The organism is Pseudoalteromonas sp. S3260 (genome assembly GCF_005886925.1).
Lineage (GTDB): Bacteria > Pseudomonadota > Gammaproteobacteria > Enterobacterales > Alteromonadaceae > Pseudoalteromonas > Pseudoalteromonas tetraodonis.
Genome location: NZ_PNCV01000003.1, coordinates 15,640 through 41,783, shown reverse-complemented (window position 1 = coordinate 41,783; position 26,144 = coordinate 15,640). Strand labels below are relative to the sequence as shown.

General features: G+C 41.2%; 30 protein-coding genes. 7 read left to right on the top strand and 23 right to left on the bottom strand.

All coding sequences use genetic code 11. The annotated features are described in order from the left end of the window. Nucleotides 1-589 precede the first annotated feature (589 nt). From CWC14_RS19905 to CWC14_RS00610, 7 genes are all read right to left on the bottom strand, one after another. Nucleotides 590-988: an ISAs1 family transposase gene (locus tag CWC14_RS19905; protein WP_138560703.1), complete on the bottom strand. Its 399-nt coding sequence runs from the start codon at nt 986-988 to the stop codon at nt 590-592. Between the two features lie 10 nt (nt 989-998). Beyond that, the gene (locus CWC14_RS19900) at nt 999-1,325 is read right to left on the bottom strand and encodes an ISAs1 family transposase (RefSeq protein WP_283957442.1); all 327 of its coding nucleotides are present in this window, start codon (nt 1,323-1,325) and stop codon (nt 999-1,001) included. Between the two features lie 163 nt (nt 1,326-1,488). After that, on the bottom strand, nt 1,489-2,106 hold the full coding sequence (locus CWC14_RS00630; protein ID WP_138560701.1) for an SCO family protein: 618 nt from the start codon (nt 2,104-2,106) through the stop codon (nt 1,489-1,491). After that, the gene (gene cyoE, locus CWC14_RS00625; protein ID WP_024602182.1) at nt 2,103-3,032 is read right to left on the bottom strand and encodes a heme o synthase; all 930 of its coding nucleotides are present in this window, start codon (nt 3,030-3,032) and stop codon (nt 2,103-2,105) included. The genes CWC14_RS00630 and cyoE overlap by 4 nt, the downstream gene beginning before the upstream one ends. Before the next feature lie 12 nt (nt 3,033-3,044). Next, a complete protein-coding gene (locus CWC14_RS00620; RefSeq protein WP_138560699.1) occupies nt 3,045-4,034 on the bottom strand; it encodes a COX15/CtaA family protein in 990 nt (329 codons plus the stop codon). 12 nt (nt 4,035-4,046) lie between these two features. Further along, complete coding sequence (locus CWC14_RS00615) at nt 4,047-4,541, bottom strand: transmembrane cytochrome oxidase associated protein (protein ID WP_069438574.1); 495 nt, start codon at nt 4,539-4,541, stop codon at nt 4,047-4,049. Next, nucleotides 4,531-5,271, bottom strand: coding sequence for an SURF1 family protein (locus CWC14_RS00610; protein WP_013466137.1), 741 nt, complete (start codon nt 5,269-5,271; stop codon nt 4,531-4,533). Before CWC14_RS00610 ends, CWC14_RS00615 begins: the two co-directional genes overlap by 11 nt. 14 nt (nt 5,272-5,285) lie before the next feature. On the opposite strand from CWC14_RS00610, the gene CWC14_RS00605 reads away from it, so the two are divergent. After that, complete coding sequence (locus CWC14_RS00605) at nt 5,286-5,594, top strand: DUF2909 family protein (RefSeq protein WP_138560697.1); 309 nt, start codon at nt 5,286-5,288, stop codon at nt 5,592-5,594. Here the strand turns inward: CWC14_RS00605 and CWC14_RS00600 are convergent. The 5 genes from CWC14_RS00600 to lexA form a co-directional block, all read right to left on the bottom strand. Continuing rightward, the gene (locus CWC14_RS00600) at nt 5,497-6,372 is read right to left on the bottom strand and encodes a cytochrome c oxidase subunit 3 (protein ID WP_138560695.1); all 876 of its coding nucleotides are present in this window, start codon (nt 6,370-6,372) and stop codon (nt 5,497-5,499) included. The genes CWC14_RS00605 and CWC14_RS00600 overlap by 98 nt on opposite strands. A 35-nt stretch (nt 6,373-6,407) precedes the next feature. Continuing rightward, nucleotides 6,408-6,938 carry a cytochrome c oxidase assembly protein gene (locus tag CWC14_RS00595; protein WP_013466139.1) on the bottom strand — a complete coding sequence of 177 codons (531 nt, stop codon included), beginning with the start codon at nt 6,936-6,938 and terminating at the stop codon, nt 6,408-6,410. After that, nucleotides 6,938-8,530 (bottom strand): cytochrome c oxidase subunit I, encoded by a 1,593-nt coding sequence (gene ctaD, locus CWC14_RS00590; protein WP_028834828.1) that lies wholly within the window; start codon nt 8,528-8,530, stop codon nt 6,938-6,940. The genes CWC14_RS00595 and ctaD overlap by 1 nt, the downstream gene beginning before the upstream one ends. Further along, on the bottom strand, nt 8,530-9,672 hold the full coding sequence (coxB, locus tag CWC14_RS00585; protein ID WP_036980527.1) for a cytochrome c oxidase subunit II: 1,143 nt from the start codon (nt 9,670-9,672) through the stop codon (nt 8,530-8,532). The genes ctaD and coxB overlap by 1 nt, the downstream gene beginning before the upstream one ends. 493 nt (nt 9,673-10,165) lie before the next feature. Further along, nucleotides 10,166-10,783 carry a transcriptional repressor LexA gene (gene lexA, locus CWC14_RS00580; RefSeq protein ID WP_008114166.1) on the bottom strand — a complete coding sequence of 206 codons (618 nt, stop codon included), beginning with the start codon at nt 10,781-10,783 and terminating at the stop codon, nt 10,166-10,168. A 198-nt stretch (nt 10,784-10,981) separates the two neighbouring features. On the opposite strand from lexA, the gene CWC14_RS00575 reads away from it, so the two are divergent. Then, a complete protein-coding gene (locus tag CWC14_RS00575) occupies nt 10,982-11,425 on the top strand; it encodes a PaaI family thioesterase (RefSeq protein ID WP_013466144.1) in 444 nt (147 codons plus the stop codon). Between the two features lie 29 nt (nt 11,426-11,454). On the opposite strand, the gene CWC14_RS00570 is transcribed toward CWC14_RS00575, so the two are convergent. Next, nucleotides 11,455-11,835, bottom strand: coding sequence for a hypothetical protein (locus CWC14_RS00570; RefSeq protein ID WP_036983336.1), 381 nt, complete (start codon nt 11,833-11,835; stop codon nt 11,455-11,457). A 252-nt stretch (nt 11,836-12,087) separates the two neighbouring features. Here CWC14_RS00570 and CWC14_RS00565 point away from each other — a divergent pair, with 252 nt between their 5' ends. Beyond that, nucleotides 12,088-12,741, top strand: a complete 654-nt coding sequence (locus CWC14_RS00565; protein ID WP_138560693.1) for an endonuclease — start codon at nt 12,088-12,090, stop codon at nt 12,739-12,741. Between the two features lie 39 nt (nt 12,742-12,780). On the opposite strand, the gene hmpA is transcribed toward CWC14_RS00565, so the two are convergent. Genes hmpA through CWC14_RS19365 form a run of 3 tightly spaced genes read right to left on the bottom strand, consistent with a single transcriptional unit; the run spans nt 12,781 to nt 15,607 of the window. Further along, nucleotides 12,781-13,962, bottom strand: a complete 1,182-nt coding sequence (gene hmpA / locus CWC14_RS00560) for an NO-inducible flavohemoprotein (protein WP_138560691.1) — start codon at nt 13,960-13,962, stop codon at nt 12,781-12,783. Between the two features lie 50 nt (nt 13,963-14,012). Further along, the gene (locus tag CWC14_RS00555) at nt 14,013-15,245 is read right to left on the bottom strand and encodes an NnrS family protein (RefSeq protein ID WP_138560689.1); all 1,233 of its coding nucleotides are present in this window, start codon (nt 15,243-15,245) and stop codon (nt 14,013-14,015) included. Next, on the bottom strand, nt 15,245-15,607 hold the full coding sequence (locus CWC14_RS19365; protein WP_138560687.1) for a hypothetical protein: 363 nt from the start codon (nt 15,605-15,607) through the stop codon (nt 15,245-15,247). Before CWC14_RS19365 ends, CWC14_RS00555 begins: the two co-directional genes overlap by 1 nt. A 66-nt stretch (nt 15,608-15,673) precedes the next feature. Between CWC14_RS19365 and norR the strand changes: the two genes are divergently transcribed. Next, complete coding sequence (gene norR / locus CWC14_RS00545) at nt 15,674-17,239, top strand: nitric oxide reductase transcriptional regulator NorR (RefSeq protein WP_138560685.1); 1,566 nt, start codon at nt 15,674-15,676, stop codon at nt 17,237-17,239. A gap of 5 nt (nt 17,240-17,244) precedes the next feature. On the opposite strand, the gene CWC14_RS00540 is transcribed toward norR, so the two are convergent. Then, nucleotides 17,245-18,141 (bottom strand): LysR family transcriptional regulator, encoded by an 897-nt coding sequence (locus CWC14_RS00540; protein ID WP_138560683.1) that lies wholly within the window; start codon nt 18,139-18,141, stop codon nt 17,245-17,247. A 116-nt stretch (nt 18,142-18,257) separates the two neighbouring features. On the opposite strand from CWC14_RS00540, the gene CWC14_RS00535 reads away from it, so the two are divergent. Then, nucleotides 18,258-18,824, top strand: a complete 567-nt coding sequence (locus tag CWC14_RS00535; protein ID WP_013466150.1) for an NADPH-dependent FMN reductase — start codon at nt 18,258-18,260, stop codon at nt 18,822-18,824. Between the two features lie 7 nt (nt 18,825-18,831). On the opposite strand, the gene CWC14_RS00530 is transcribed toward CWC14_RS00535, so the two are convergent. Then, nucleotides 18,832-19,275, bottom strand: coding sequence for a tellurite resistance TerB family protein (locus CWC14_RS00530; RefSeq protein WP_013466151.1), 444 nt, complete (start codon nt 19,273-19,275; stop codon nt 18,832-18,834). A gap of 95 nt (nt 19,276-19,370) precedes the next feature. Here CWC14_RS00530 and CWC14_RS00525 point away from each other — a divergent pair, with 95 nt between their 5' ends. Continuing rightward, complete coding sequence (locus CWC14_RS00525; protein WP_138560681.1) at nt 19,371-19,751, top strand: hypothetical protein; 381 nt, start codon at nt 19,371-19,373, stop codon at nt 19,749-19,751. A gap of 74 nt (nt 19,752-19,825) precedes the next feature. On the opposite strand, the gene CWC14_RS00520 is transcribed toward CWC14_RS00525, so the two are convergent. Next, nucleotides 19,826-20,422, bottom strand: coding sequence for a hypothetical protein (locus CWC14_RS00520; protein ID WP_028834823.1), 597 nt, complete (start codon nt 20,420-20,422; stop codon nt 19,826-19,828). Between the two features lie 384 nt (nt 20,423-20,806). On the opposite strand from CWC14_RS00520, the gene CWC14_RS00515 reads away from it, so the two are divergent. Continuing rightward, complete coding sequence (locus tag CWC14_RS00515; RefSeq protein WP_013466154.1) at nt 20,807-21,100, top strand: hypothetical protein; 294 nt, start codon at nt 20,807-20,809, stop codon at nt 21,098-21,100. Between the two features lie 51 nt (nt 21,101-21,151). On the opposite strand, the gene leuD is transcribed toward CWC14_RS00515, so the two are convergent. From leuD to leuA, 4 genes are read right to left on the bottom strand one after another with little or no spacing between them, the layout of a single operon-like run. Further along, nucleotides 21,152-21,751, bottom strand: coding sequence for a 3-isopropylmalate dehydratase small subunit (leuD, locus tag CWC14_RS00510; protein WP_138560679.1), 600 nt, complete (start codon nt 21,749-21,751; stop codon nt 21,152-21,154). Then, nucleotides 21,751-23,151, bottom strand: coding sequence for a 3-isopropylmalate dehydratase large subunit (gene leuC, locus CWC14_RS00505; RefSeq protein WP_138560677.1), 1,401 nt, complete (start codon nt 23,149-23,151; stop codon nt 21,751-21,753). Before leuC ends, leuD begins: the two co-directional genes overlap by 1 nt. 56 nt (nt 23,152-23,207) lie before the next feature. Further along, nucleotides 23,208-24,284: a 3-isopropylmalate dehydrogenase gene (leuB, locus tag CWC14_RS00500; protein WP_013466156.1), complete on the bottom strand. Its 1,077-nt coding sequence runs from the start codon at nt 24,282-24,284 to the stop codon at nt 23,208-23,210. Next, entirely contained in the window at nt 24,281-25,834 is a 1,554-nt protein-coding gene (leuA, locus tag CWC14_RS00495) for a 2-isopropylmalate synthase (RefSeq protein ID WP_013466157.1), read from the bottom strand. The genes leuB and leuA overlap by 4 nt, the downstream gene beginning before the upstream one ends. Nucleotides 25,835-26,144: the final 310 nt, after the last annotated feature.

The window sequence follows — 26,144 nt, the reverse complement described above, 5'->3', positions numbered from 1 at the left end:
ATCCGAAGCTCAGGTTAATTACTGGATTGTCCTAAGTCTAGGGATATGGTGTCTATTTACTTTTATCAGATAAACCTTTGGCGATCTAGCAACCCAGATGCTTAGGATACCCGAAGTGCATATTTCAAAAGTTAGAATTGAAAAATTCCGCAATTTTCGTGAATTGGAAATCATGAACTTTCTATTCGGATGAGGGAGAGGGGCTTAACTTGCCCTCTTGTTATTTTGTTGTGCCACTGCGATTTCTGACTAATTTATACCCCTTCTAAAGCCTCTCTGAGCTTGTCGAGCACAAAGTTGACATTAGCAGACTTTAAGCGACAAACACCCAGCCTAGTCAACTCACATAATAACTCCAAACTGCCAAACTCAGCCTTAAATTTCACGCTATCAACCAAATACCGCTTATCTGAAATGATAGTGCTGAAATCATCTCTAATGTCTTTTATGCCATTCACTGTAATTTTCGCAGAAGCCCCCTGTGAAACACGGATGCCATATGAGGACAATTGAGTAACTTTCAAAGAATCAGACGCGCGCTCCAAGTAACCAACCCAACGTTCGGGGGCCACAAGAGCATGAAAAAACACTATAAATTCAATACCTTTTCAAGATAAGCTATACTGCGCATCGCTTTCTTCTGCATTGCTGGCATACCTTTACTAAAACTGGTTTCTGCCTTTAATTGATTAAAGGCGATATGCCTCAGCCCTGCAAATACAGACGCTGCACCTTCGCGCCTAATTCGGCACTCATCTTCTTTAAACCCTACGTCTAAACGCCAATGTAATCCGTTCTCTATCTGCCAATGTTGCCGCGCTGACCTTGCCAATTCTTCCGCCGTTAAATGTGCTGAACTGATATAATATCTATAAGATAACTCATTGCTTATTTTACCTTTTTCCTTTCTGTAGGAAACAATAACACCCACTGTTTTTGCCCCTTCCCAGTGTATCGTTTCTGATAAATTACTTACGTCATGGCGCACTGCACAACACCTAAACTCCTCTCTGTTTTTTGATAATCTGCTTCATTAAACAAAACCCCTTTAGACGTTTTCGTATTATCTCCGGTATTAAAGCCCCCTCTATTTGCGACAAGAGTCCTTTATGATTTGCCTTCACTGCAAGAAGGTAATCAGCTTCTTTGCTCACTATTTTTTCTGCAATTGATTTTTGACACCCCATGGCGTCAATTGTGACTAAGCACCCTTTTATCTCAAGTAACTCTAGAAGTGTTGGTAACGCTGTTATTTCATTCGACTTTTTATCTTGATGTAAAACTTCAACATGAACAATTGAAAGTTCGTTTGGTAGTTTAAGCATTTTTTAAGCTTTTCCTTATCAACTCAATCCATAACAAAAGCTTAGAGCGAGATAATGAAAACGCCATAAAAACGACTAAAAAACAACTAATTAATTAAAAACCGTTAATAAAAAACGCGAAAAGGGGCATAAAGCCCCTTTAAAATCGTAAAACCTTTAAAAGCTAGTTTTTGTAGTGTTCGGCTATTTCAATAAATTCTGCGGTTAATTTTGTAGTATTAACCAAAGGCACATCACCTTGTTTAAATTCAGGCTTAAAAATAGCTCTTAGTGCGCCACTGCCATCAACAAGGGCAACAGATGCACTATGATCCACCGCATAGTCTGATTCATTACTATCACTAATTGCGTAAATTAATCCAAGCTCGCGGACAAATGGAAATAAGTCTTTATGCTCACCTGACACAGCTAAAAAATCTGGATTAAAGTAATCTATGTACTCTTTACGTTTTTGGGCAATATCACGTTTAGGATCAACAGATATAAACCATACTTGTAGTGGGTGCTCAGCCTGCAAATTTTTATAGACATTGTTGAGCTTAGCTAGCGTCATTGGGCAAATATCAGGGCAACTTGTGTAACCTAAAAAGACTAAATTCCATTGACCTAAAAACTGCTGTTTGGTTACTGAATTCCCTTGTTGATCATTCAACGAGAAATCAGATAACGGCTTTGCGGTTTCATAAACTAACGCATCAAGATCTTGTAAATTATTTTTATCACTACAGGCTGATAAAAAGAGTACTGAAAAAACAACTAAACCACACCATAACTGCTTCATATAACTAGCCATTTATCTATAAATAAGATGATAAATAGTATCATCAAATGAATAATCGAAAAACGAAATAAATCCATCGCAGTGTCTTCTTTGGCGGCAAACTTTAAGTTAATTGCTTTGTATATAAATACAATATTGAGAAGACATGCCCCGCTTAGATAAATAAGCCCTGACATGCCAATCAAATAAGGAAACACACATACAATGGCGAGTAATACCGAATATGCAAGCACGCATGTTTTACAAAAATCGATACCATGGGTGACCGGTAACATGGGGATTTTAGCCCGCTCATAATCACTTTTACGCGCGATGGCTAGCGCCCAAAAATGAGGTGGGGTCCAGGTAAATATAATCATCACCAGCAACCAAGGGGCTGCCGCCATTTGATTTGTTTCAGACACCCAACCGAGTAATGGAGGCATTGCACCGGCTAATCCCCCTATAACTATATTTTGTGGTGTGGCACGTTTTAAAAATGACGTATAAATAAACGCATAACCAACAAGTGCAAATAAGGTCAGTATGGCTGTGAGCGTATTTGCCCACAACATCAGCATAATAAACCCAGCAACCCCAATCACAGTGGCAAAGCTCAGTGCATGTAATTTACTTAAACGCCCTTTAGCAACAGGGCGATGGCGGGTGCGTGCCATTTTGCTATCAATTTCACTATCAACCACATGATTAATGACTGCGGCGGCCGCAGAGAGTAATCCAATCCCTAATAAACTGATGAACTGAACCCCAACACCTCTGCCAACATCAGGGGCTAGCGCTAAGCCAACCCATGCTGTTAACACTAGCATAGCCACTACTTTAAATTTACTTATTGCCAAATAATCTTGGATTAAGTGGTAACTTTTAGTCAATAACGATGCGCTGTAAACGGGCTGCATTGCTTTTTTATTAATTGTAAGTGCCATAATCATTCCCCTCTAAATACGTACTTTTAGGTAATAACATAACCTAACCATAGTTAATAACAGTATGGCAGCCATTAAGTTATGCGCCAGTGCCACGCCTAACGGAAAATGAAAATGCACCACGGCTAACCCTAAAGCTATCTGGCAGAATAACGCCACTAACACACTCACCGTACAGCTTTTAATTTTTTGCGAATAGGCATGACTGTATATACGCCACATCACCAAGGCTAAAACAATGCAAGTAACTAAGGCCCATATTCGATGCAGTAAATGAATAGACATACGCGCCTGTTGCGACAACACACCAAATTCATAATTACTGTGCTCAAGGGGGAGCTGAAAGACACTACTGAATGAAAAAGGCTGAGCGTAACTACACAGCGGTAAGCCATTACAATGTGGAGCCGCATAATTAGCAGCTAGCCAACCACCAAGGGCGATTTGTAAAATCAGTACCGTTAATGCCACGAGGCTTAATTTAAAGTGAGGTTTTGCGCCCGCATCACCACCCGTAATAGGTTGGCTGGTCAGACGCAAATACAATAGCGTTAATAACGCTAAAATACTAAATCCTCCGAGTAAATGCCCCATCACAATAAGCGGCTGCAGGTTCATAGTCACCGTCCACATGCCAAGCGCGGCCTGAAAAATAACAAGCAAAAGCAGTAGCATCGGTAATTTTACAGGCGTAGTTGGATACTGGCGTTTTACAAAAGCCAAAAAAAACAACACTAAAATTAATACCCCGAGCGTGCCGGCAAAGTAGCGATGGATCATTTCTTTCCATGCTTTTGCTTTTTCAAATATCATATCGGGATAACTTTGAATCGCTTGTGCAATCTCTGCTTCGTGTTTCGGCACGGTTAAAAAGCCATAACAACCAGGCCAATCGGGACAACCAAGCCCTGCGTCACTTAAACGCGTGTATGCGCCCAGAGCCACCACAATTAATGCGAATAAACTCGTTGCTAATACCAAATTTTTATAGTTTTTATACATAGCATCCTCTACTTAGCTCGAACGAGAGTAATTGAGTAATTTTTTTAGATCTTTTAATAACCCTTTTTGGATCAAACGGTTTTCTTGTGGTTGAGAACTAAATGGATACTCCAGTACAATTAGCCCCATATGATCGATTAAATACAAACTAGCAGGCTTTAACTGCTGTTGCTCATCAATAACATGCCAACGCGTTGTAACTAGCTCAGGCTGTCCCATAATAGCCATATCAACTTTGTGTTGGTTTTTGCCAAGGGCAATATATAAATTGTCTAAAGCGGCTAATTGCTCTGTGCAAGACGCTTTGCATTGTGCTGAATAATTTAAAGCGATGGTCCATTGCTTAGGGTTATGCTGCGCCCAATTGTCTAGCTTAATTTCACGCTCTAAAAATTCACCATGGTTAGTGATTGCTGTAGGTAGCCAATCAAGTTTTAACGCGCTGTAAGCCAGCACTAAGGGAATAGCGCAGCACACAGCAAAGAGTAACAGGGGTTTATTTTTCATTATCTATCCTCTTCCTGCTTGCAAAAATAGCGACCACCACACAGGCAACCGCAATTAAAAACCACTGTACTGAGTAGGCATAATGTTTTTCTGGACTCATAACAACGGCTTCATAATGAGGGGCAGCAATTTCATCAGCTTGACCTTGGCGGTAAGCCATAAAATTCACTAAAGGGCGATTAGATTGGCTACTCAATGCTTGTAAATCAATGATTTGAATTCGTTTGGCTAAATCCGACTGAGTATTGTTATTGGCTAAGGTAAAGCCACTTAAATTATCTTCTTTAATTTGTGCCGTTAACGTAAATTTACCACTAGGTATTGTTACGTTTGGTAGGATTTCTCTTGAACGTTCTGCTTTTACCCAGCCTAAGTTCACTAACAAAAAGCGTGATTCATCAGACAGTTTTAATAATGCCAGTAAGTCGTAACCAACCTGACCATTATAGATTTGGTTATCAAGCAACCAATAATTATTAGTGTCAAAATAACCATTTAACGAAACCAATACACCGGTTTTGTTCCACTCTTTTGGCAGCTGTTGTAACTCTGCCCAGCTCATTACGCCATGTTGTTGTATATTTTCAATGGCACTAAGCTGCTGTTGCTTTTGTTCTGCTCGCTGTAATTGCCAAAACCCTAGTCGCACACAAACCAATACCACAATAACAACCAAGCAAATTGTTATTATTGAGCTAAGCTTTTGTTTGTTAAATACAACTAACTGCATAAGGGTAAAATCCAGTGATTATTAAAATTATTATTGTTCTACTGTTATTATTTATATTATTTAATTTATTTCGTGCTTTATTAATTATGGTGTCAGGGAAAACCAATGGACGCCCTATGTCTCACCTTTTAGGGCGTCGGGTGTTATTTTCTGTTGTGGTATTAGTGATGGTGATTGCCGCACTAAAACTTGGTTTTATTACGGCAAATCAGTCCCCCTTAATCACTAAAGCACATACACAAATACAAACAAACACAGCCAAACAACATCAACAAAATGCCAGTACCAAGCTGCAGCTTGAAAGGCAAAGTGCTTATCTTTAGTGAAATGTCCTTTCATAATGCGTAAAAACACCACCAATAAAATAATTGTTCCTAAGGTGACGTGCATGCCGTGAAAGCCGGTTAACAAAAAGAAGGTATTGCCATAAATGCCCGCATCAAGGGTTAAGTTAAGATCGTTATAAGCATATATATACTCTTCTACCTGCAGCCCTAAAAAGCACACTCCGAGTAAAATGGTCGCTCCCAAGCATACTTTGAGTGGGGTACGTTTATTATTTTCCATCGCCACATGGGCAAAATGTAAAGTTACCGACGAGGCAAGCAAAATAAGGGTGTTGATAAGCGGCAACCCTTGCCAGCCCATTGCTTGGGTCGTGGTGCCTCCTGGGGTATTTAGCAATGGCCACATGGCTTCAAACGTCGGCCACAATACTTCATTTGTCATGGCGTTGTTATCCGCACCTCCAAGCCAAGGCACAGAAAACATGCGAGCATAAAAAAGCGCCCCAAAAAATGCCATGAAGAACATCACTTCTGAAAAAATAAACCAGCTCATACCTTGCCTAAAAGAACGGTCCATTTGTGCAGAATAAAGCCCTTGATCAGACTCGTGTATGACATTTTTAAACCAGCTAAACAGCATGTAAAGTAGTACAGCTATACCTACGTATAACAAGTAAACGCCATTACCACCCTCTTTGCCCATATCCATTACGGTTAAGGCTGCGCCTACCGCGATAAAAAACAACGCAACCGCCCCTATAATGGGCCATGGACTTTGCTCTGGTACATAATAATGTTCATATTTTTGATTCATTTTATTTGCTCCTAGTTTTTCACTAGTTTTATAAGCTAGTTATTACTGGCTACTAGCCGCTCGCTAATATCAAATACGGTATAAGACAGGGTTAACTCTTCTACATCACTGGGTAATTCAGTATCTACATAAAACAATAATGTAAACTCCAGCTCTTCACCTGCCTTTAACGGTTGCTGATCAAAGCAAAAACACGCTATTTTGTGTAAATACTTGGCCGCTTTTCCTGGTGCTACCGACGGTATAGCCTGCATTACTTTATCTTCATTGCTATTATTTTTAGCGCTAAACTTAACTTCACGCATGGCCCCAGGCTTTACATCTACACTGTACTCTTTAGATTTAACTTCAAAAGGCGCACCACTTTGCGCATGCGTAGTGAAACTAACGCTGACCTCTCTATTTTCAGTGACCAAGGTACTTTGCTGTGCCTGCTCTAACGAGGGCTTACCATTAAGCCCCGTTATATCGCAAAACACGTCATACAAAGGGACCATGGCAAATGCAAATGCAAACATTGCAATGCAAATCACCACCAACTTTTTTAATAACGGCAAGTGAGTCATTATTTAATGTCCGGCGGCGTTGAGAACGTATGATAAGGCGCAGGTGAATCAACTTCCCATTCAAGCCCCTCAGCTCCATCCCAAACTTTTGCAGGCACTTTGTCGCCCCCTTTTGCACATTTATACACAACCACCACAAATAATAATTGCGATAAACCAAAGGCAAACCCACCTATACTAATAATGGCGTTAAAATCAGCAAACTGTAGCGCATAATCTGGAATACGGCGTGGCATACCGGCTAACCCCACAAAATGCATTGGGAAAAACAGCACATTTACACTTATTAACGACAACCAAAAATGCCATTTTGCTAAGGTAATATTGAACATGTTTCCGGTCCATTTTGGCAGCCAATAATAAGCCCCCGCCATAATAGAAAACACCGCGCCCGTTACGAGTACATAATGAAAGTGTGCAACCACAAAATAGGTATCATGATATTGGAAATCGGCAGGTGTAATCGCTAGCATCAATCCCGAAAAACCACCTAAAGTAAACAACACAATAAATGCGATACTAAACAGCATTGGCACTTCAAAGCTAATAGACCCGCGCCACATAGTCGCTACCCAGTTAAATACTTTTACGCCGGTAGGTACCGATATCAGCATAGTCGCGTACATAAAAAACAACTCACCCGCCACGGGCATACCAGTGGTAAACATATGATGCGCCCACACAATAAAGCTCAACAAGGCAATGGAGGAGGTGGCATACACCATAGAGGCATAACCAAATAGTTTTTTACGTGAAAAGGTGGGAACAATCGTAGAAATAATGCCAAAGGCAGGCAAAATCATAATATAAACTTCAGGGTGACCAAAAAACCAAAAAATATGTTGGAACATCACCGGATCGCCACCACCAGCGGCATCAAAGAAACTGGTCGCGAAGTATTTATCGGTGAGCACCATAGTAACTGCACCAGCAAGTACCGGCATAACTGCAATAAGTAAAAACGCCGTGATCAACCATGTCCACACAAATAACGGCAGCTTCATCCACGTCATACCCGGAGCACGCATATTTACTATGGTGACCACCACATTAATGGCCCCCATAATCGAACTAATACCCATAATATGCACAGCAAATACAAACATTGCTGTGTTGTCGTTACTATAAGTGGTGGAAAGCGGCGCGTAAAAGGTCCAACCAAATGCAGGGCCACCACCAGGCATAAATAATGAAGCTAATAGGATTAAAAACGCAAACGGTAAAATCCAAAAGCTCCAGTTATTCATTCTCGGTAAGGCCATATCTGGCGCACCAATCATTAGCGGGATCATCCAGTTTGCCAAGCCGGTAAAGGCTGGCATAACCGCACCAAACACCATTATTAAACCATGCACTGTGGTCATTTGATTAAAAAAGTGAGGATCAACCAGTTGTAAACCCGGCTGAAATAACTCAGCTCGAATAACCATCGCCATTGCCCCACCAATTAAAAACATGGTGAGTGAAAAAATTAAATATAAGCTACCTATATCTTTATGGTTGGTTGTAAATAACCAGCGCTTAAAGCCTGTGGCAGGTTGATGGGCATGATGAGCCTCATTGGTATTAGGTTGTTCTGCAATGCTACTCATTATTTAGCCTCCCCATCAGCATCCAGTGCCGCTTGTATCTCGCTCGGTTGAATTACATCACCAGTGTCATTGCCCCACGCGTTGCGTTTATAGGTAATAACAGCTGCTATTTGCTTGATTGATAATTGCTTTGCGAAAGACTGCATAGCCGTACCTGGTTTACCATGGAGCAAAATATCTATATGCCCTTTGATATCACCTATGACTATTGGGCTGCCTTTAAGAGCCGGAAAAACACCCGGCAAGCCTAATCCTGTTGGCTGATGGCACGCCGCGCAGCTCGCCATATAAACCTGCTCACCAAGCGCCATCAGCTCTTCTTTTGGTACAACTTGGTCTAATAACGCAGCGTCTGCTTCAGCTGCTTTTTGCTTGGCTTGTTTAGCCTCTGCTAACCACGTTTTGAAGTCTTCTTCTGTTTTAGCTTCTACCACAACAGGCATAAAACCATGATCTTTACCGCAAAGCTCTGCACACTGCCCACGGTAAGTACCAACCTCATTAATATTGGTCCATGTTTCGTTAATAAACCCAGGGTTTGCATCTTTTTTAACGGCAAAGTCAGGCACCCACCATGAGTGAATAACATCATCTGAAGTCATTAAAAAACGTACTTTTTGATTAATTGGTAGTACCAGCGGTTTATCGACCTCGAGTAAATAATTCGGGTTTTTATCAGCAAGGTTGGTTATTTCATTTTGAGGGGTAGCTAGCATGGAATAAAACTCAACGTCCTCCCCCATATACTCGTAATGCCACTTCCACTGTGAGCCTGTAATTTTAATGGTGAGATCAGCTTTGCTGGCATCCTCCATGGCAATTAAGGTTTTAGTCGCAGGAATGGCCATAACAATTAATATGACAAAAGGGATCGCAGTCCACAGTATTTCTACTTTGGTGCTTTCATGGAATTGGGCAGGGACAGCCCCTTTAGATTTGCGATGATGAATGAGTGCCCAAAACATAATGGCAAACACGATCACCCCAATCACACAACATATTAAAAAAATAGTCATGTGCAGTTGGTATACATTATTACTTATATCGGTTACGCCTTTACGCATATTATATTGGCTATTAGCAAGCACATTCTGCGAAAAAACAAACAATATAAGCCACAAGGAAGAACTCAGCTTACCCATGTGACGGCTCCTTTGATGCTATTGCTGACGCAAAGCGAAGAGGCATACGGCTTAAACGCCTATTCGTTATTTTTATTTTTTATAAGGGTGCTGGATTTAGTAAATGTGTGTTCTCAAAACGACTAAGCTGTGAGTTATTTTTATTCCAGCTCTTTAATAACTAGTTAAAAAATAAACAATAAGCAAGGTAAGTATGAAAAATAGACAAGGTGAATTTTTTAAAATGCGCAGTTAAAAAATAGCAACCAGTCAGGCAATTAATCTAAGAGTCAGGTTTAGTAAGGGGTGTATTGAAATTACAGGATAGAAATATAAAAAAATTGTTAACTTAAAAAAGCAGAGTAAATTTGTTTATTTATAAAGTATTTAGTGATTTTATTTATGATAGGGGGAGCACTTAACATCATATAGTCATACATTTGATAAGTTAGACATTGTGCTACTAACAAACCCAGCGCCTAATCACCATTAAGCGCTAAATTATGCTTTAATACTACATCCAGTCAGCGTTACGAATAACACCTACCGCTAAGCCTTCAATATTGAACGACTCATTTTCTAAATCAACCTCAATAGCTGAAAACTCATCATTTTCAGCATGTAAGAGTACTTTTCTGCCCGCTTTTTCTAAACGCTTCACGGTTACATCGTCGTCAACACGGGCAACAATAACTTGTCCATTTTCGGCAACTTGGGTTTTATGCACAGCAAGTAAATCACCATCCATAATACCAATGTCTTTCATACTCATACCGTTAACACGCAATAAAAAATCGGCCGCAGGTTTAAACATTAAAGGGTCAATTTTACAGTGGCTTTCTACATGCTGTTGCGCCAATATTGGCTCACCGGCAGCCACCCTGCCAATTAAAGGTAAGCCTAACTGCTCTGGCTCCTCTTCTTCAACAAGCTGAATTCCGCGACTCGCGCCTGGCTTCATTTTAATAACACCTTTTTTGGCCAATGCTTTTAAGTGTTCTTCTGCAGCATTTGCACTTTTAAAACCCAGTGTTTGTGCAATTTCGGCACGTGTAGGAGGCATACCAGTGTCTTTAATAAACACTTTAATGAGTTCGAGTATTTGCGCTTGGCGTTTCGTTAATGGTCGCATACAACTGGTTTTCCATACAGTACAATTAACTGTGAGTATATACAGTTATTTAAAAATCGCAAATATAAATTAATGCCTTATATGCCGTTATCATCAAACAATAACCTACTTTAAAAGCAGGGTAATAAATGTAATTATTAGCAACGCATTATCATATTAATAAATTTTAATTCTCGATTACTTATCCAAGGAGCTAGCATGAGTATTTGGCATCAACCGATTACATTAGAGTTTTGTAAGCAATTAGATCAAGGTATTACAGGCCAAGGGACACTCATGAAAACCATGGGAATAGAGATCAGTGAAATTGGTGATGACTACTTAGTGGCAACTATGCCGGCAATTCCAGAGCATCATAACCCTATGGGTATCGTTCATGGTGGTGCAAATGTGGTACTTGCTGAAACAGTAGCAAGTTATGCCGCTAATTTTGTGGTTGATTTCAATCGGTTTTATTGTGTTGGCCAAGAGATCAGTGCAAGTCATTTAAAGGCATCACGCAATGGCACATTAACGGCCACAGCGAGAGCTTATCATATCGGCAAACGCAGCTCGGTTTGGGATATTAAAATAACCAATAGCCGCAATGAGCTTTGCTGCGTATCACGTATGACCGCAGCCGTAGTAGAGCGAAAAGGCTAGTAAATCTGTTAACCAAGGTTGAGGTTAAATTACTTTTCGAGAGGGTAAATAGTAATTTCCACGCCTGCACCAATTGCAGATATACGTAACAAGGTATCTGCATGTAAAGCTTGGTTAAAGCATTTTGGCGAAGTGCCAGACTCAAAACCCATATCGAATGTTCTGCGTGAACAACTCAACCATTGCTTTAATGCATTGCGTGAACACGACTCGATTAACTCGCACAAGTGATTAATCGCTTTATCTGGCGTGGTTATTTCACCTGCAACCTCAATGCGAGCAAGTTGACGGTATTCGTCTTTATCATAATGTAAAATAGTTGCGACCTTTTTTAAATCAGCAACTAATACGCTAATATCTTGCTTTGACTCAAGCTCTAGATCTACATTTAAAAATTGAATTTCCGACATTATCTCGTTTTTACCCTCTATTAATTTCATTGCAAACTTTAACGCAGTTTTACCGTTATACCAAATCAACAACGCAAGAATCACTGCATTAACGCGTTTTTAGCGTTAGCCTCTGAATATTACCCACTATTTACTCCTAAAAAACGCCCTACACAAAATACGCAAATTAAAATTAAAGCATGCCGGCGACAGTTTACTTTTTTATTCTAGGCCTTAAACTAGCCGCTCCTGTAGTTCACGTATGTGATGGATATGATTCGGTTTATTTTAGCTTTGTTGGCTTGCTGTGCTTGTTTTTCAGCAATTGGCGAACAATTTACGCGGTTTTCGAGTGCCAAAAAGCACTTAATTAATACCCTTCCCGAAAACGCTAAAAGTATTTATTGTGGTTGCGATATAAAAAAACAAGGCAAAAAGTTAGTACCCGACCCTACCCATTGTGGCTACGTGCCTCGCAACACACTAACCCGCTCAGGCAAAGTAAATCAACGTGCATTGCGAATTGAATGGGAACATATTGTCCCTGCATGGGAATTTGGTCACCAGTTACAATGCTGGCAAGATGGTGGGCGTAATAATTGCCGCAAAGTTAGCGCTAAGTTTCGCTTGATGGAAGCCGATATAAACAATTTAGCCCCTGCAATCGGTGAAATTAATGCCGATCGCTCAAACTACCGCTTTGGTATGTTAGCCCAAAACGCGACGCAATATGGTCGCTGTGAGGTTAAAGTTAATTTTAAACAACGTGTTGTTGAACCGCCTGTTCATGCACGTAAACGCATTGCCGATGCGTACGCTTACATGCAAAAAACGTATGGTTTAAAAATTTCAGCTAAACAACAAAAGCTATTTAATGCTTGGCAACAACAAGCTTATGCTGCTAACACAAATAGTAAAAAGCTGTAAGTTTAAATTAAAAGCGTGTAACACACGCTTTTAATTAACCTATAACGCTTGGTGTGGTCCAAATATTTCGTAGTGAATGTTTGAGCTTTGCACACCTAAATCAAGTAACTGGCCTTTTACGTAAGCCATAAATGATGCTGGTCCACACAAATAAAATGCCCCTTCGCTAATAGGTAATGATGCCTCAAGCACCGTTAAATCCATTAGCCCAGTGAAATCACACTCCTCGCCACCTTGATTAAACCAAGTAAATGTTTTTAGCTGTGGATGCATTGCCGTTTGCTGCGCTAAATACCCTTTAAATGAAAATTCGCGGCTATTTTCACACGCGTGCAAATAACTAATCGCTTGACTTTTATCACCACTAAGTAGCGTTTGCAGCATCGCCATCATCGGGGTTTGGCCAACGCCTGCTGAAATAAGTACCACTGGAGTTGCCTCATTTTTTAAAATAAAATCTCCCGCTGGCGGGTATAACTCTACTCGTGCGCCTTGCTCTAGTGAGTGTAAAAAATTAGACACCACGCCAGGCTTTGGTTGGCACTCTTTTTTAACGCTAATACGATAGTTTTTAGCATTGCTCTTTTGCGAAATAGAATACTGGCGGATCTCTTCATATTCTGCGCCCTCAGGCTTAACTTTAATGCCAATGTACTGTCCTGGCTTGTAGGTAATAACTGCTTTACCATCCACAGGTGTCAGCGTAAAACTAGTTACGAATTCAGATTCAACATGTTTATCAGTAATTTCAAACTGGCGCGTGCCTACCCAGCCACCATGGTTGTTTTTACTGTGCGCATACAATGCCGCTTCTTCGGTAATACAAATATCAGCAAGTACACCGTAGGCTTCGCGCCACGCATATTCAACATCGGCAGTAAACTGCTCAGGAATAAGCTCTTTTAACGTACCGATTAAATGTGCGCCCACAATAGGATAATGCTCGGGTAAAATATTTAAGCTGGTATGCTTATGATTAATTCGCGCTAGCGCCTCTTTTAACACAGCTAAATTATCAATATTTTGCGCGTACGCAGCCAATGCATTAAATAATGCAAATTGTTGACGGCCGGTATCTTGGTTGCTCATATTAAAAATATTTTTAAGCTCAGGATTATGACTAAATAAACGCTTGTAAAAATGATCAGTAACAACCGTACCTGCCTCTGCTAATAAAGGAACAGTACTTTTAACAATTTCAATAGTTTTATCAGATAACATCTAGGTTTTCCTACGTGTGAATAATACCCAATTAATAAAATAGGTATAGGTTAACCACGACGCCCATCAACACGACGCTGTGTTAAAATAGGTGTGCAGTGAATTAAAAATAATAAAAAGGCAATTAGCCACAGCCCAGCACTTAGCTGCCAAGCTAGGTGTGGCCCAATAACAAAAGGCAGTAAAGAACGAGTAATCCCAGCCACTAACACTAAAGCAAAAGCAACCGCCATATAATGTGGAATAGTCAAAGAGCGCCCGGTATGCCCATGAGATACGCGTGTCATCATGGCTAAAATCATCATCCCTATGGTACTTATGGTAATGAGGTGTAGTGCATCTTTAAATAAAATAACACTGCTGTAAAAACTCACGGCTACCAGCATTAAACCTACACCTAGTGCCAAGTACGAAAAATGCAAAGACCATAACAAAGGAACTTTAAGTACGTTTTTATCCCACCAATAAAAACTACGAATTAAATGCAGCACAGCAACAACAGCAAGTGCCCAGCCTGGGTTTAGCTGATTAAAAAATAACTGACTAAGAAAAAACACCGCAATACTAAAAACGCTCATATACAGTAATACTGAGTCAACGTTAGCTGTACGTACCTGTGCTGTTAAACCAAGGCCTTTACTGGTAAAAAATGGCAATACACGCCCTGCTACTATGCCAATTAATAAGGTCATCAGTAATACTGCTGTATCAACAATGGCGAGCGCAAACTGCATGTTTTGTTCAATCAGCAGGACCAAGTAAACAATATTTAACGTACACAGCGCCGCTAATAGCACTAAAAATTGATAGTTATTTTTGCTTTTAGCGGTTAATAACATATTAGCTAATGCTGCAATAACACCTAGCCACCATGCAAGCTGTAACACTAACACCGCATATAAATTAAATTGTGCAAAAGCAGGCAAAGACACAAAAAATGCGCCTCGCGCCCCAAGCCATAACAGCGTTAATAGCATTAACTTTTTGCTACTAATGCTAGGTACTCCAGTCCAAGTTTGCGCGGCGGTAAGTAAAAAACCCACTGCAACAACACCTGCAAAACCAAATAACATTTCGTGGGCATGCCATAATGTAGCGGGGATTGTTAACTGCCAAGTTGCACTACCCGTTAAAATTAATAACCAGTAGCCTATTGAACTAAAAGCCAACAAGCCTGCGGCTAAAAAATAGGGTCTAAATGGCAGCATCCATACTGGCCACTGCGTTATTTGGTAAAAGCGAATATTAGCCGGTACTGGCTGAGATAAATTAATAGGTCGCATTAACGAACTTCCTTCCCCATGCCATGCTGCGCCACACAGCGCAGTACGTAACTCACTTTGACAATAGCCGCGAGGACAATCGTGCTAATGTGTGCAAAAATTTGTACCGGTATCGAAAAATAGCCTGCATAGGGATAACTTATTAACAGCGTAATCAACACCCCAAATACGCTAATACATAGCACCTTATTTGCATGAGATAGCAAACGGTAATACAGAGAATTAGACTCCACTGAATAATTAACCTGCTCTAAGAAAGTACTGCCCATAACAACCCCAATAACTGCTTTCGTTATTTTGTCATTACACAGACCATGCCAATTAAATAAACACTTTAAATTCAATGCATTATTTAATTTCACTTTACAAAAAGAGTCTTTATGACCTACTATAAAAACCAATAAAATACACTAATAGGTCATTTTGACATGAACCAACAACTCAACCTGACTCAAGTTGCCTTGGAGCTTGCACAAAGCACCTTACATGCGCACAGTTTCGAGCAACTTTTAGCCACGGTTGAACGTGTTATTCCAAGTGATGCTAGCGCCTTGTTAATTCGCCAAGGCGAGCAATTAAAGCCTTTAGCGATTAAAGGTTTAATGCCTGATAGCTTAGGCAGGCGTTTTAATATTGCAGAGCATCCTCGTCTTGATGCTATTTGTAATCACCGCTTGGCACTGCAATTTGCACATGACTGCCCGCTTCCAGACCCATATGACGGCTTACTACTAGCTAAAACCGGTGATATTCCAGTGCATGCCTGCTTAGGTTTACCGCTTTACGATAAAGATTCGCTGCTTGGTATTCTGACCTTTGATAGCCTAAACGCTGATGCGTTTGACGGCATTACCGCTGATACACTCAACACCTTACAAACCTTGTGCAGTGCGCACTTTAAAACCGCCCTAGAGCTTGCCCATTACAAACAACATGCCCAGCACTCAAGTGAATTAGTACAAGCGTTAAACCGTGAGGCACTTAAACGTGATGGTGGTGAAATTATTGGCCAAAGCCCAGTAATTCAAACCCTTAAAAACGAAATAAAGCTGGTTGCGGCATCAAACTTTAGTGTATTAGTTTTAGGTGATACTGGGGTTGGCAAAGAGTTGGTGGCACGTAATATTCACTTACACTCCGCACGTAAAGATCAGCCATTAATTCATTTAAATTGTGCATCACTGCCTGAAAACCTCGCAGAAAGTGAATTTTTTGGCCATGCAAAAGGCGCTTTTACCGGCGCCCAAAATGCCCGCCAAGGTAAATTTCAGTTAGCCGATGGCGGCACCTTATTTTTAGATGAAATCGGCGAGCTGCCTCTGGCTATGCAAAGTAAATTATTGCGCGTACTGCAAAGTGGCGAAGTACAAACCGTTGGCGAAGATGAACTTAAATATGTCGATGTTAGAGTGATTGCAGCAACCAATCGCGACCTAAAACACGAAGTAACACAAGGACGGTTTCGCGCCGATTTGTACCATCGATTAAGTGTTTATCCACTCACAGTCGCTCCATTGAAAGCCCGTGATGAAGATGTTATTTTATTAGCCGGTTATTTTGCAGAAAAAACAGCCCGCAAGCTCGCTATTAAACAGCTAAAACTCAGTATTGAAACGCAACTGCTGCTTAAAAAATATGACTGGCCAGGCAATGTGAGGGAGCTTGAGCATGTGATTAATCGGGCTGCATTAAAGGCTAAACAACATCAGTGGCAGCAACCAATTATTACTATTGAACCTGCGCATTGTGAGCTAAATTTAAGCGCTGTTAACACCTTAGCTCTTGAACACTCAAACCAGCTTGTAATCCCACCTTTAGCAAACAACATTTCGTTAAAGCAAGCCATAGATACCTATACTCAGCAACTTATAATACAGCAACTTAAACAACATAATTATAACTGGGCAAGCACAGCCCGTAGTTTGCAGGTCGACCGCGCTAACTTAACGCGGCTAGCCAAGCGCTTAGGTGTTTCAATAAAAAAATCGTTGTAGCCTTTTTAACTTAACTTTCGCTGCCTAAAATAATTTTTTAATAGCTGACTAAACGCTTGAACTTTTGCCGTTCGATGCACTAAATGATGCGTAACCAGCCACAAATCGGTTGGCCAACTCAGTTCATTAGGCAGTACAGGGACTAAATCGGGGTATTGCGCTGCAACATCATGCTGTAATCCGCCAATCCCTAGCCCCTTAACGATGGCGCGAGTGGCCTCTGAGGTTTCTGACACTCTTAGCTTAACTTGCGACGGGGGAATATTTTCATCAACCCATGCAAAGTAAGGCACTTTGGCATTATACCCTGCTACACCTGACACAAAGCTATGCAGCGATAGTTGCGCTAATGTTTGTGGCAACCCATAACGGCTAATGTAATGCTTTGATGCATAAAATCCTGACGAGAGCGCCGCTAAATGCTGAGCAATATAATCACCCTCATCCGGTCTGGGTCCAGCTCTTACTGCGATATGTGCTTGGCCATGATCTAAACGTAAGCGTTTTTGATCCATAATCACTTGTAATTGCACTTGCGGATGCAAGGTTTGAAACTGCTCACACACCTCACTTAATACATCAATAAAGCCACTAACTGTGGTGAGTAACAAGCTACCTTGCAAGGTGCTATCTGCAGCAATAATGTCATTATGTAGGCGCTCTAGTTCACCATTAATCGCTTGTGCTGTGGTAAATAACTTAGCGCCAATTTCTGTGACTTTGTAGCCGCGAGCATGGCGATGAAATAGTCGCGCATTTAAGCTTTTTTCTAAGTTATTTATTCGCCTGAGCACCGTACTATGGTGAACATCTAACACTTCGGCCGCGGCAGTTAAAGTACCTAAGCGCGCTACCTCGTAAGCAACCTTCAGATCTTGCCAATCATTAAATTGAATTGCCATGATAACTACTCTTTAATCTGTGCATATACGCACATAAGTGTTGCGTTTATTCGGGTTTTCTGCAAGTGATTATTTGTTAAAGTCACATTATACAAACTCATTATCAGGAGCAGCTCATGACAACACCAAAAATTATTGCCCTAGCAGGTAGCTTACGTAAAGATAGCTTTCATCAAAAACTCATTAACGAAGCGGCACGCTTTGCTTTAGAAAGTGGCGCTGAAGTAGAAGTGATTAAACTCGCAGACTTAGCCATTCCTATGTTTGATGAAGATCTCGAGGCACAAGGCACACCAGCCGGTGTACAACAACTTAAAGACAAACTTCGCGCAGCCGATGGCATTTTGCTGGCCAGCCCAGAATATAATGGCTCTATTACCGCCGTGTTAAAAAATGCTATTGATTGGGCATCGCGTACCGAACAAGGCGCAGAGCCTGCATTTGCAAATAAAGTAACCGCCTTATATGCAGCCTCACCAGGTGGGTTGGGCGGTTTACGGGGCTTAAATCATGTGCGTGATATATTATCAGGCATTGGCAGCTTAGTATTAGCGAACCAACTGGCAGTACCGGCTATTCATACTTTATTAGATGACAACGGTCGAATTAGCGACCCCGCTACCGCTGAAAAAGTGGCTGGTCTTGCACAGCAGTTAGTTAGCGTAGCAAGTAAGCTTAAATAAGCAGCCACTATAACTTTGTTGCTGCAAGCTTTGCAGCAATAAAGTCTTCATGGGTAACATACAATAAATTAGCAACACGACGAATAACGTATTCTTCTTGTGGATCAAGTTCTCCATCGGAGTACGCTAAACGCCAAAGTAATTCAACTATATCAATGCGTTGCTGTGCACTACATTGATTGTTAATTTGCTTAGAAAATTGAAAATAATCAATGGCGTCATCTAAGCTTGCACTTGCTTGCTCGGTTAACTCATCTACTGCTTCATCCGTTAAATCAAAATATTTTTTTAATGTTAGACTTAGCGTATGTTGCTCATCAGCCTGTAAATCGTTATCCGCTCGCATTACCTCAATTAATAATGCGGCAACCGCTGTTTTTAAATCATGTTGTTCAATATCATAATCTTGCTGATCAATACTCGAAAAAAGCTGTTTAATTTGCTTGAACATCACATTTCCCCTTTTTGGGTGTTAGACTTATATTATAACGGGTTTAATAGATATGCTGATCACACTACCCAAAATTAAGATGGAGTTAAAGGTTTATGAGTATAAAAGCCAATCATTACATACATGGAATTATTAGCTGGTGTTTATTAACGGGGTGTTTGAGTGTGTCGGCAGAGCAAAGTGAAATGCAGCGACTTTATGATTTTGATGAAAAGGTGCATTATAAGCAAACTCAAATAGACACTAACAATTACCACTTAGAAATACAGTCTGACGACTACCCACATTTTAGAAACCAAAGTGTGTTTTTGTTGCGCCACGCAAATCGTTTATGTCACGATAATCCTTTTATGTTAAAAGTGATTGAGGGCGTACAGGAGTACCAACGCTTTCCAACTAAACCGCGTGCTTATCAGCCACCGCTCAGTGTATTTGTGCAGTGTGAAATGCCTGCAGAAAAAACCTCAAAAAAATAACACCTCGTTATTTTCAGTAAAACCACTGAGTATTAAAATAGCCTGTGGTTTTACTGTAGTTAACCTGAACTAAGTTAGTTAACGCCATATCCCCACGGCGCAGCCGGTGGTGTGATAGGTTTAGTTAAATCAAAATCAACACGGAATTCGCGACCTTGGCGAATAAGTCGATAAGTGAACTGTTCAGGGTAAATATACATTTGCCATGTATTGCCTACCGATTGCGGTATGCCTTGGCTAACAAATAACTCTTTTGAATACTGATCTGCAGGGAATGACTGCATATTAGCAAAACCCGCATCCACAGTATGACCGCCATACATAGTAGACACATCATCGCTGCCATCTTTATGGCGATGATCGTGCTTTAGGCTCAAACCACTACCTGTTTTAGTAATGATCCACGTACGTGAAGCATCATCACCGACATGAAACGGCACCTGTAACTCACGGTCATTACACTTACGCACATGCATAATTAACTTTTTATCGGCAAATGAACTCGGCCCTGTTGCATTATCAACCGTTACTTTACCCTCGAAAGCTTTACCGCAGTGAGCAGCAATACTATTGAAAAAGCTATCATGACTTGGAATTGATACTAAAGGCGCTGGACGTGCTAATGCAGCAGTGGATGCCAGCATAAACGCTGCAGCTGTTAATAATTTCATAATGTGTCCCTAAACATGTAAAAAATCAGCTTAGCGTTTAAGCAAACACAAAGAAAATAATCACGATGAACAGCAATAAAAATTAACAGAACAATAGGGTTTTACTTTAATTAATTAGTAAAAAATATCGCTTGAAAGAAAATAAGAAATTAAATATTGTTGTTTGATAAAGGGGAAATAACTAATACCAATTCGCTTAATTAAGCGGTCTATTTTGAGGCAGGAAAAACGGGGTGATAGCTAGGCAAAAAATTCGCTATTTAGTTGTTCGAAATTAGAGTTTTTTAACACAGATAGCGACACGTTTAGCCCCGCAAAATGATTGAGTATTATTGCGGATTGGTATAAACGTAAAGCCAGTTTTAGCGCGGAGCACATATTTAAATGGAAAAATATATCGGCTTAATAATCATCGTATTACTATTAATTATTCAAAATCGCTACACTCTGCACATATATCAACACCTTGCTGAGCAGCACCCAGAACAATGGAAAAAATTATCACAAAATTCATTAGATGGGACACCCTATGCCAATCTTGCTGAGTCATTTAAAGATGGTTTTTTTTCGACTATCAACGACCCAAAGGTAGTCCGCTACCAGAAATTTAAAACTCTCAATTTATTACTAATGGCAATGATTACATTAGCAAGCTTATTGCGTGGTTTTTTAATATAAGCGATTAAAAAAGCGCAACCTAAGTTGCGCTCCAGTTTCATATGTAAAAGGTTACTGCCACGGTCTCTCTGCGGCTAACTGCTTTTCAAACGCATCAATTTGTGGGTTCAGGGTCTCGGTTACACCGATAAAGTCTAAGCCACTTAATAAACGCTCTTTCACGTCTTTGCGAATATCAAAGCTGATTGGCGCAAATTTATTGCTGCGCAATTGCTGGTTTTCTAAATCCACATCAATGTGAATATCGTCATGCTGCTCACTTAACACAAATAAGTCTTCTAATATTTGCGCTGGCAATGCAATAGCAAGCATTTGATTGTTACCACAGTTATTAAAGAAAATATCAGCAAAGCTTTCAGCTAAAATCACTTCAAACCCATATTGCTTTAGTGCCCATGGTGCGTGCTCGCGTGATGAGCCACAGCCAAAATTATCGCGGGTTAATAATATTTGCGCACCTTGGTAACAAGGACGATTTAAAATAAATTCAGGGTTTGGCTCGCCATTATCTAAATAACGCCAATCGTAAAACAGTGCTGCATCAAAACCATCACGGCTGGTTGAGGTTAAAAACTGCTTAGGAATAATTTGGTCGGTATCGACGTTGTTTTTATCAAGTGGGGCCATTAAGCCGCTAAAATAGATGCTCATTAAGCTTCTCCTCTAATATCAACAAAGTGACCATGTATTGCAGCCGCTGCCGCCATTGCAGGGCTCACTAAGTGTGTACGCCCACCTCGCCCTTGGCGACCTTCAAAATTACGGTTAGATGTAGATGCACAGCGTTTACCTGCGCCTAAGCGATCGTCATTCATTGCTAAACACATAGAACAACCCGGCTCACGCCATTCAAACCCTGCAGCTTTAAATATGTCGGCAAGGCCTTCATCTTCTGCTTGCTGTTTAACCAAACCTGAGCCCGGAACAATTAATGCCTCAACGCCAGCAACCACTTGCTTGCCTTCAACAATTTTTGCAGCGGCGCGTAAATCTTCAATGCGGCTGTTGGTACATGAGCCAATAAATACTGTATCTACTTTGGCAGTTGATAACTTATCGCCCGCTTTTAAACCCATGTATTTAAGTGCACTACGAATGGCATCGGCTTTAATTAAATCGGTTTCTTTGTCTGGATCTGGAATACATTCATCAACGCCAATCACTTGCTCTGGGTTAGTCCCCCAAGTAACTTGCGGTTGGATACTACCTGCATCTAACTCTACTTCTAAATCAAAATGAGCACCATCATCCGTTTTTAAAGTTTCCCAGTAGGCAACAGCGGCATCAAAATCAGCACCTTTGGGTGCAAATGGGCGCCCTTTTAAGTACTCGTAAGTGATTTTATCTGGGGCAATTAAACCTGCCTTGGCACCCATTTCAATACTCATGTTACACAACGTCATGCGCGCTTCCATCGAAAGCGCCTCTATGCCTTCGCCACAAAATTCAGCCACATAACCCGTACCACCAGCAGTGCCTAGTTTACCTATAACCGCCAAAATTAAATCTTTAGCAGTTACTGTTGGGCGTAACACACCGTTAATTTGAATTTTTAACGACTTCGCCTTTTTTTGCTGTAGCGTTTGCGTAGCTAATACGTGCTCAACTTCTGAGGTTCCAATACCATGGGCAAGCGCTCCAAACGCGCCGTGGGTTGAGGTATGACTATCGCCGCATACTATGGTGGTGCCTGGCAAAGTGATCCCTTGCTCTGGGCCAATCACATGTACTATACCTTGATTTACTGAATTTAGGTCGTACAGCAAAATACCAAACTCTTTGCAGTTTGCATCCAGTGCCATTAGTTGATTTTTAGAGACTTCGCTGGCTGCATCCAGTGAACGACTTTTAGTTGAAACATTATGATCCATGGTCGCAATGGTTTTTTCTGGACAGCGCACTTTACGATTTTTTTCACGTAAGCCGGCAAATGCTTGTGGTGACGTCACTTCGTGTACTAAATGACGGTCAATATAAAGTAAATCGGTTTGCTCATTAATGCTGGCAACGGTATGTGCTTGCCAAATTTTATTGTATAAGGTTTGGGCCACTTGCTAACTCCCTGATCTGATTGAGCCACAGCCTGACGGTGCTGTGGCTTTAATAATTAAATGCGTGAAACGATGGCCGCTGCTACATCGGTGGTGGTATAGCCGCCCTGCGGATAAATATCCGGCGTTCCCACACCGGCTTCAACCGCCTCTGCGACTGCTTTTTCAATCGTACGAGCCGCTTCGTCTTGGCCTAATGAGTAACGTAGCATTAAGGCGGCACTTAAAATTTGTGCGATTGGGTTTGCCACCCCTTTTCCGGCGATATCAGGCGCTGAACCACCCGCGGGTTCATACAAGCCAAAGCCTGATTGATTTAAGCTAGCGGAGGGTAATAACCCCATTGAACCGGTGATCATCGCGCACTCGTCCGATAAAATGTCGCCAAATAAGTTATCGCACAGTAATACATCAAACTGGCTAGGCTGTTTAACTAGCTGCATCGCTGCATTATCTACATAAATATAATCTAAGCTCACTTCTGGAAAGTCTTTACTCACTTCGGTTACCACTTCGCGCCATAAAACGCTTGATGCTAAAACATTGGCTTTATCGACCGAGGTTACATGATTGCTGCGCAATTTAGCGGCCTCAAAAGCAAAACGTGCAATACGCTCTATCTCTTTACGTGAATAAGTTTGCGTATCAAATGCAGTTTCTTCTGCCCCTTCGCCACTGCGACCTTTCTCACCAAAATAAATACCACCCGTTAGCTCGCGCACACATAAAATATCAAAGCCTTTTTCGCTAATATCAGCACGTAGTGGTGATGCAGCGCTTAATGCGGGTAACAACTGAGCAGGGCGTAAGTTACAAAACAAACCAAAGTGCTTGCGCAGTGGTAACAGTGACGCGCGCTCCGGTTGGTCATTAGGTGGTAAATGTTCCCACTTAGGACCACCTACTGAACCAAATAAAATAGCATCGGCGTTTTCACAAGCTTTTAAAGTGGTATCAGGAAGGGCTTTGCCAAACTCATCAATGGCTGCGCCGCCAATCGCGTGGTGCTCACGGTTCAGAGTAAAACCAAATTTATCACTGACTGCGTCAAGTACTTGCTCTGCAGCTGCCATAACTTCTGGGCCAATACCGTCGCCCGCTAATACGGCAACGCTGTAATGTGTTTTACTCATCCTGCTTTCCTTTGTTGTTTTAAATCAGACACTTTTTGTGCTCGATAAATTAAGTTATAAACCCGAACCATAGCGCGTACTGAGGCTTCGACCACATCGGCCGCAATACCGGCACCGTGATAAGGACGGCCATCATATTTAGCAATAATATTCACTTGTCCTAATGAGCTTGCACCTTGGCCGGTGGCCTCTAAATTGTATTCAATCATTTCAACGCTCATACCAGTTAAGCGCTCAATGGCTGCAAATGAGGCTTCTACCGGGCCGTTACCTGTGGCCGCTTCTTGTTTTGCTTCGCCATCAATCAACAAACCTATCGTTGAGCTGGCTACCGATTGAGAGTTCGACGTAGAGTGAACAAACTCTAATTGATATTTTTCATCTTTGTCGCTGATTTGATTAAAGTAAATCATTGCTTCTAGGTCGTAGTCATATACTGTGCCTTTTTGGTCAGCTAACGCAACGAAACTTTGGTATAAGCTATCCATGTCGTAATCAGATTTTTGATAACCTAACTCTTCTAAGCGATGCTCTATAACATGACGCCCTGAACGCGAGGTCATATTTAATTGATTACTTGGCACACCCACACTTTCAGGTGACATAATTTCATAGGTATTTTGCGCTTTTAAGACACCATCTTGGTGAATACCTGAACTGTGGGCAAACGCATTTTCGCCAACAATCGCTTTATTTGGCTGTACCGGCATATTACAAATTTTGGCTACTTGGCGAGAGGCGCGATAAATTTCTTCGCTTTTTATATCGGTATATACGTTTAAATGGTCTTTGCGCATTTTCATGATCATCGCCACCTCTTCAAGTGAACAATTACCCGCGCGCTCCCCTATACCATTAATCGTACATTCGATTTGGCGAGCACCTGCTTGAACGGCAGCAACAGAGTTAGCAACGGCTAAGCCTAAGTCGTTATGGCAATGCACACTTAAACGGGCTTTATCAATATTTGGCACGTTGTTCATTAAATGACGGATCATTGCTGCGTATTCATCTGGCGTTACAAAACCGACGGTATCTGGCAAGTTAATCGTGGATGCACCGGCATTAATAGCTTGCTCAACTATTTTGCATAAATCCCAATGTGGTGTACGTCCTGCGTCTTCACATGAAAATTCCACATCATCAGTGTAATTACGGGCAAGCTTGATTGATTTAACCGCCATTGCAGTGGCATCATCAAGGCTCATTCGCAACTTGTGTTCAAGATGAAGCGGGCTGGTTGCAATAAAAGTATGAATACGGCTTTGCTGTGCACTGCGAAGCGCCTCGCCACAGGCCTCAATATCTTTGGCAACCGAGCGTGCTAAGCCACAAATAATAGGGCCTTTTACTTCAGTGGCAATTCGCTGCACTGAGCGAAAGTCAGCGGGGCTCGAAACCGGAAAGCCCACTTCCATGACATCCACATTTAAGCGGCTAATGGTATGCGCTAGTTGAATTTTATCATCTTCAGTCAGGCTTGCTTTAAGTGCCTGTTCGCCATCACGTAAGGTGGTATCAAAAATCCATACTTTATCTTGCTCTTGCATAACTGCCCCTCATTCCTGTGTTACCCAAATTTCGATTTATCCCTGCAGCGAGATAAAAAAAACCCCGCAATTGCGGGGTTTTGTTGTTTAGCTCAATGCAAACACACTAATCCCCGCTCACTTGCCACAGCAGTAAGAGGTTTAGTTTTAGTGTAATTAAACGATTAGTTTGCATTTGTTTTCTTGTGTGTGTCCAATGAGGCTTATTTTTATCATTGCAGCGCAGTAGGCGCAAGCATAAAAATGCCATAAAAATAATTACACAAGACTTTTAAAGGATTTAAAATTCAACAAATAGATAAAAAATGGA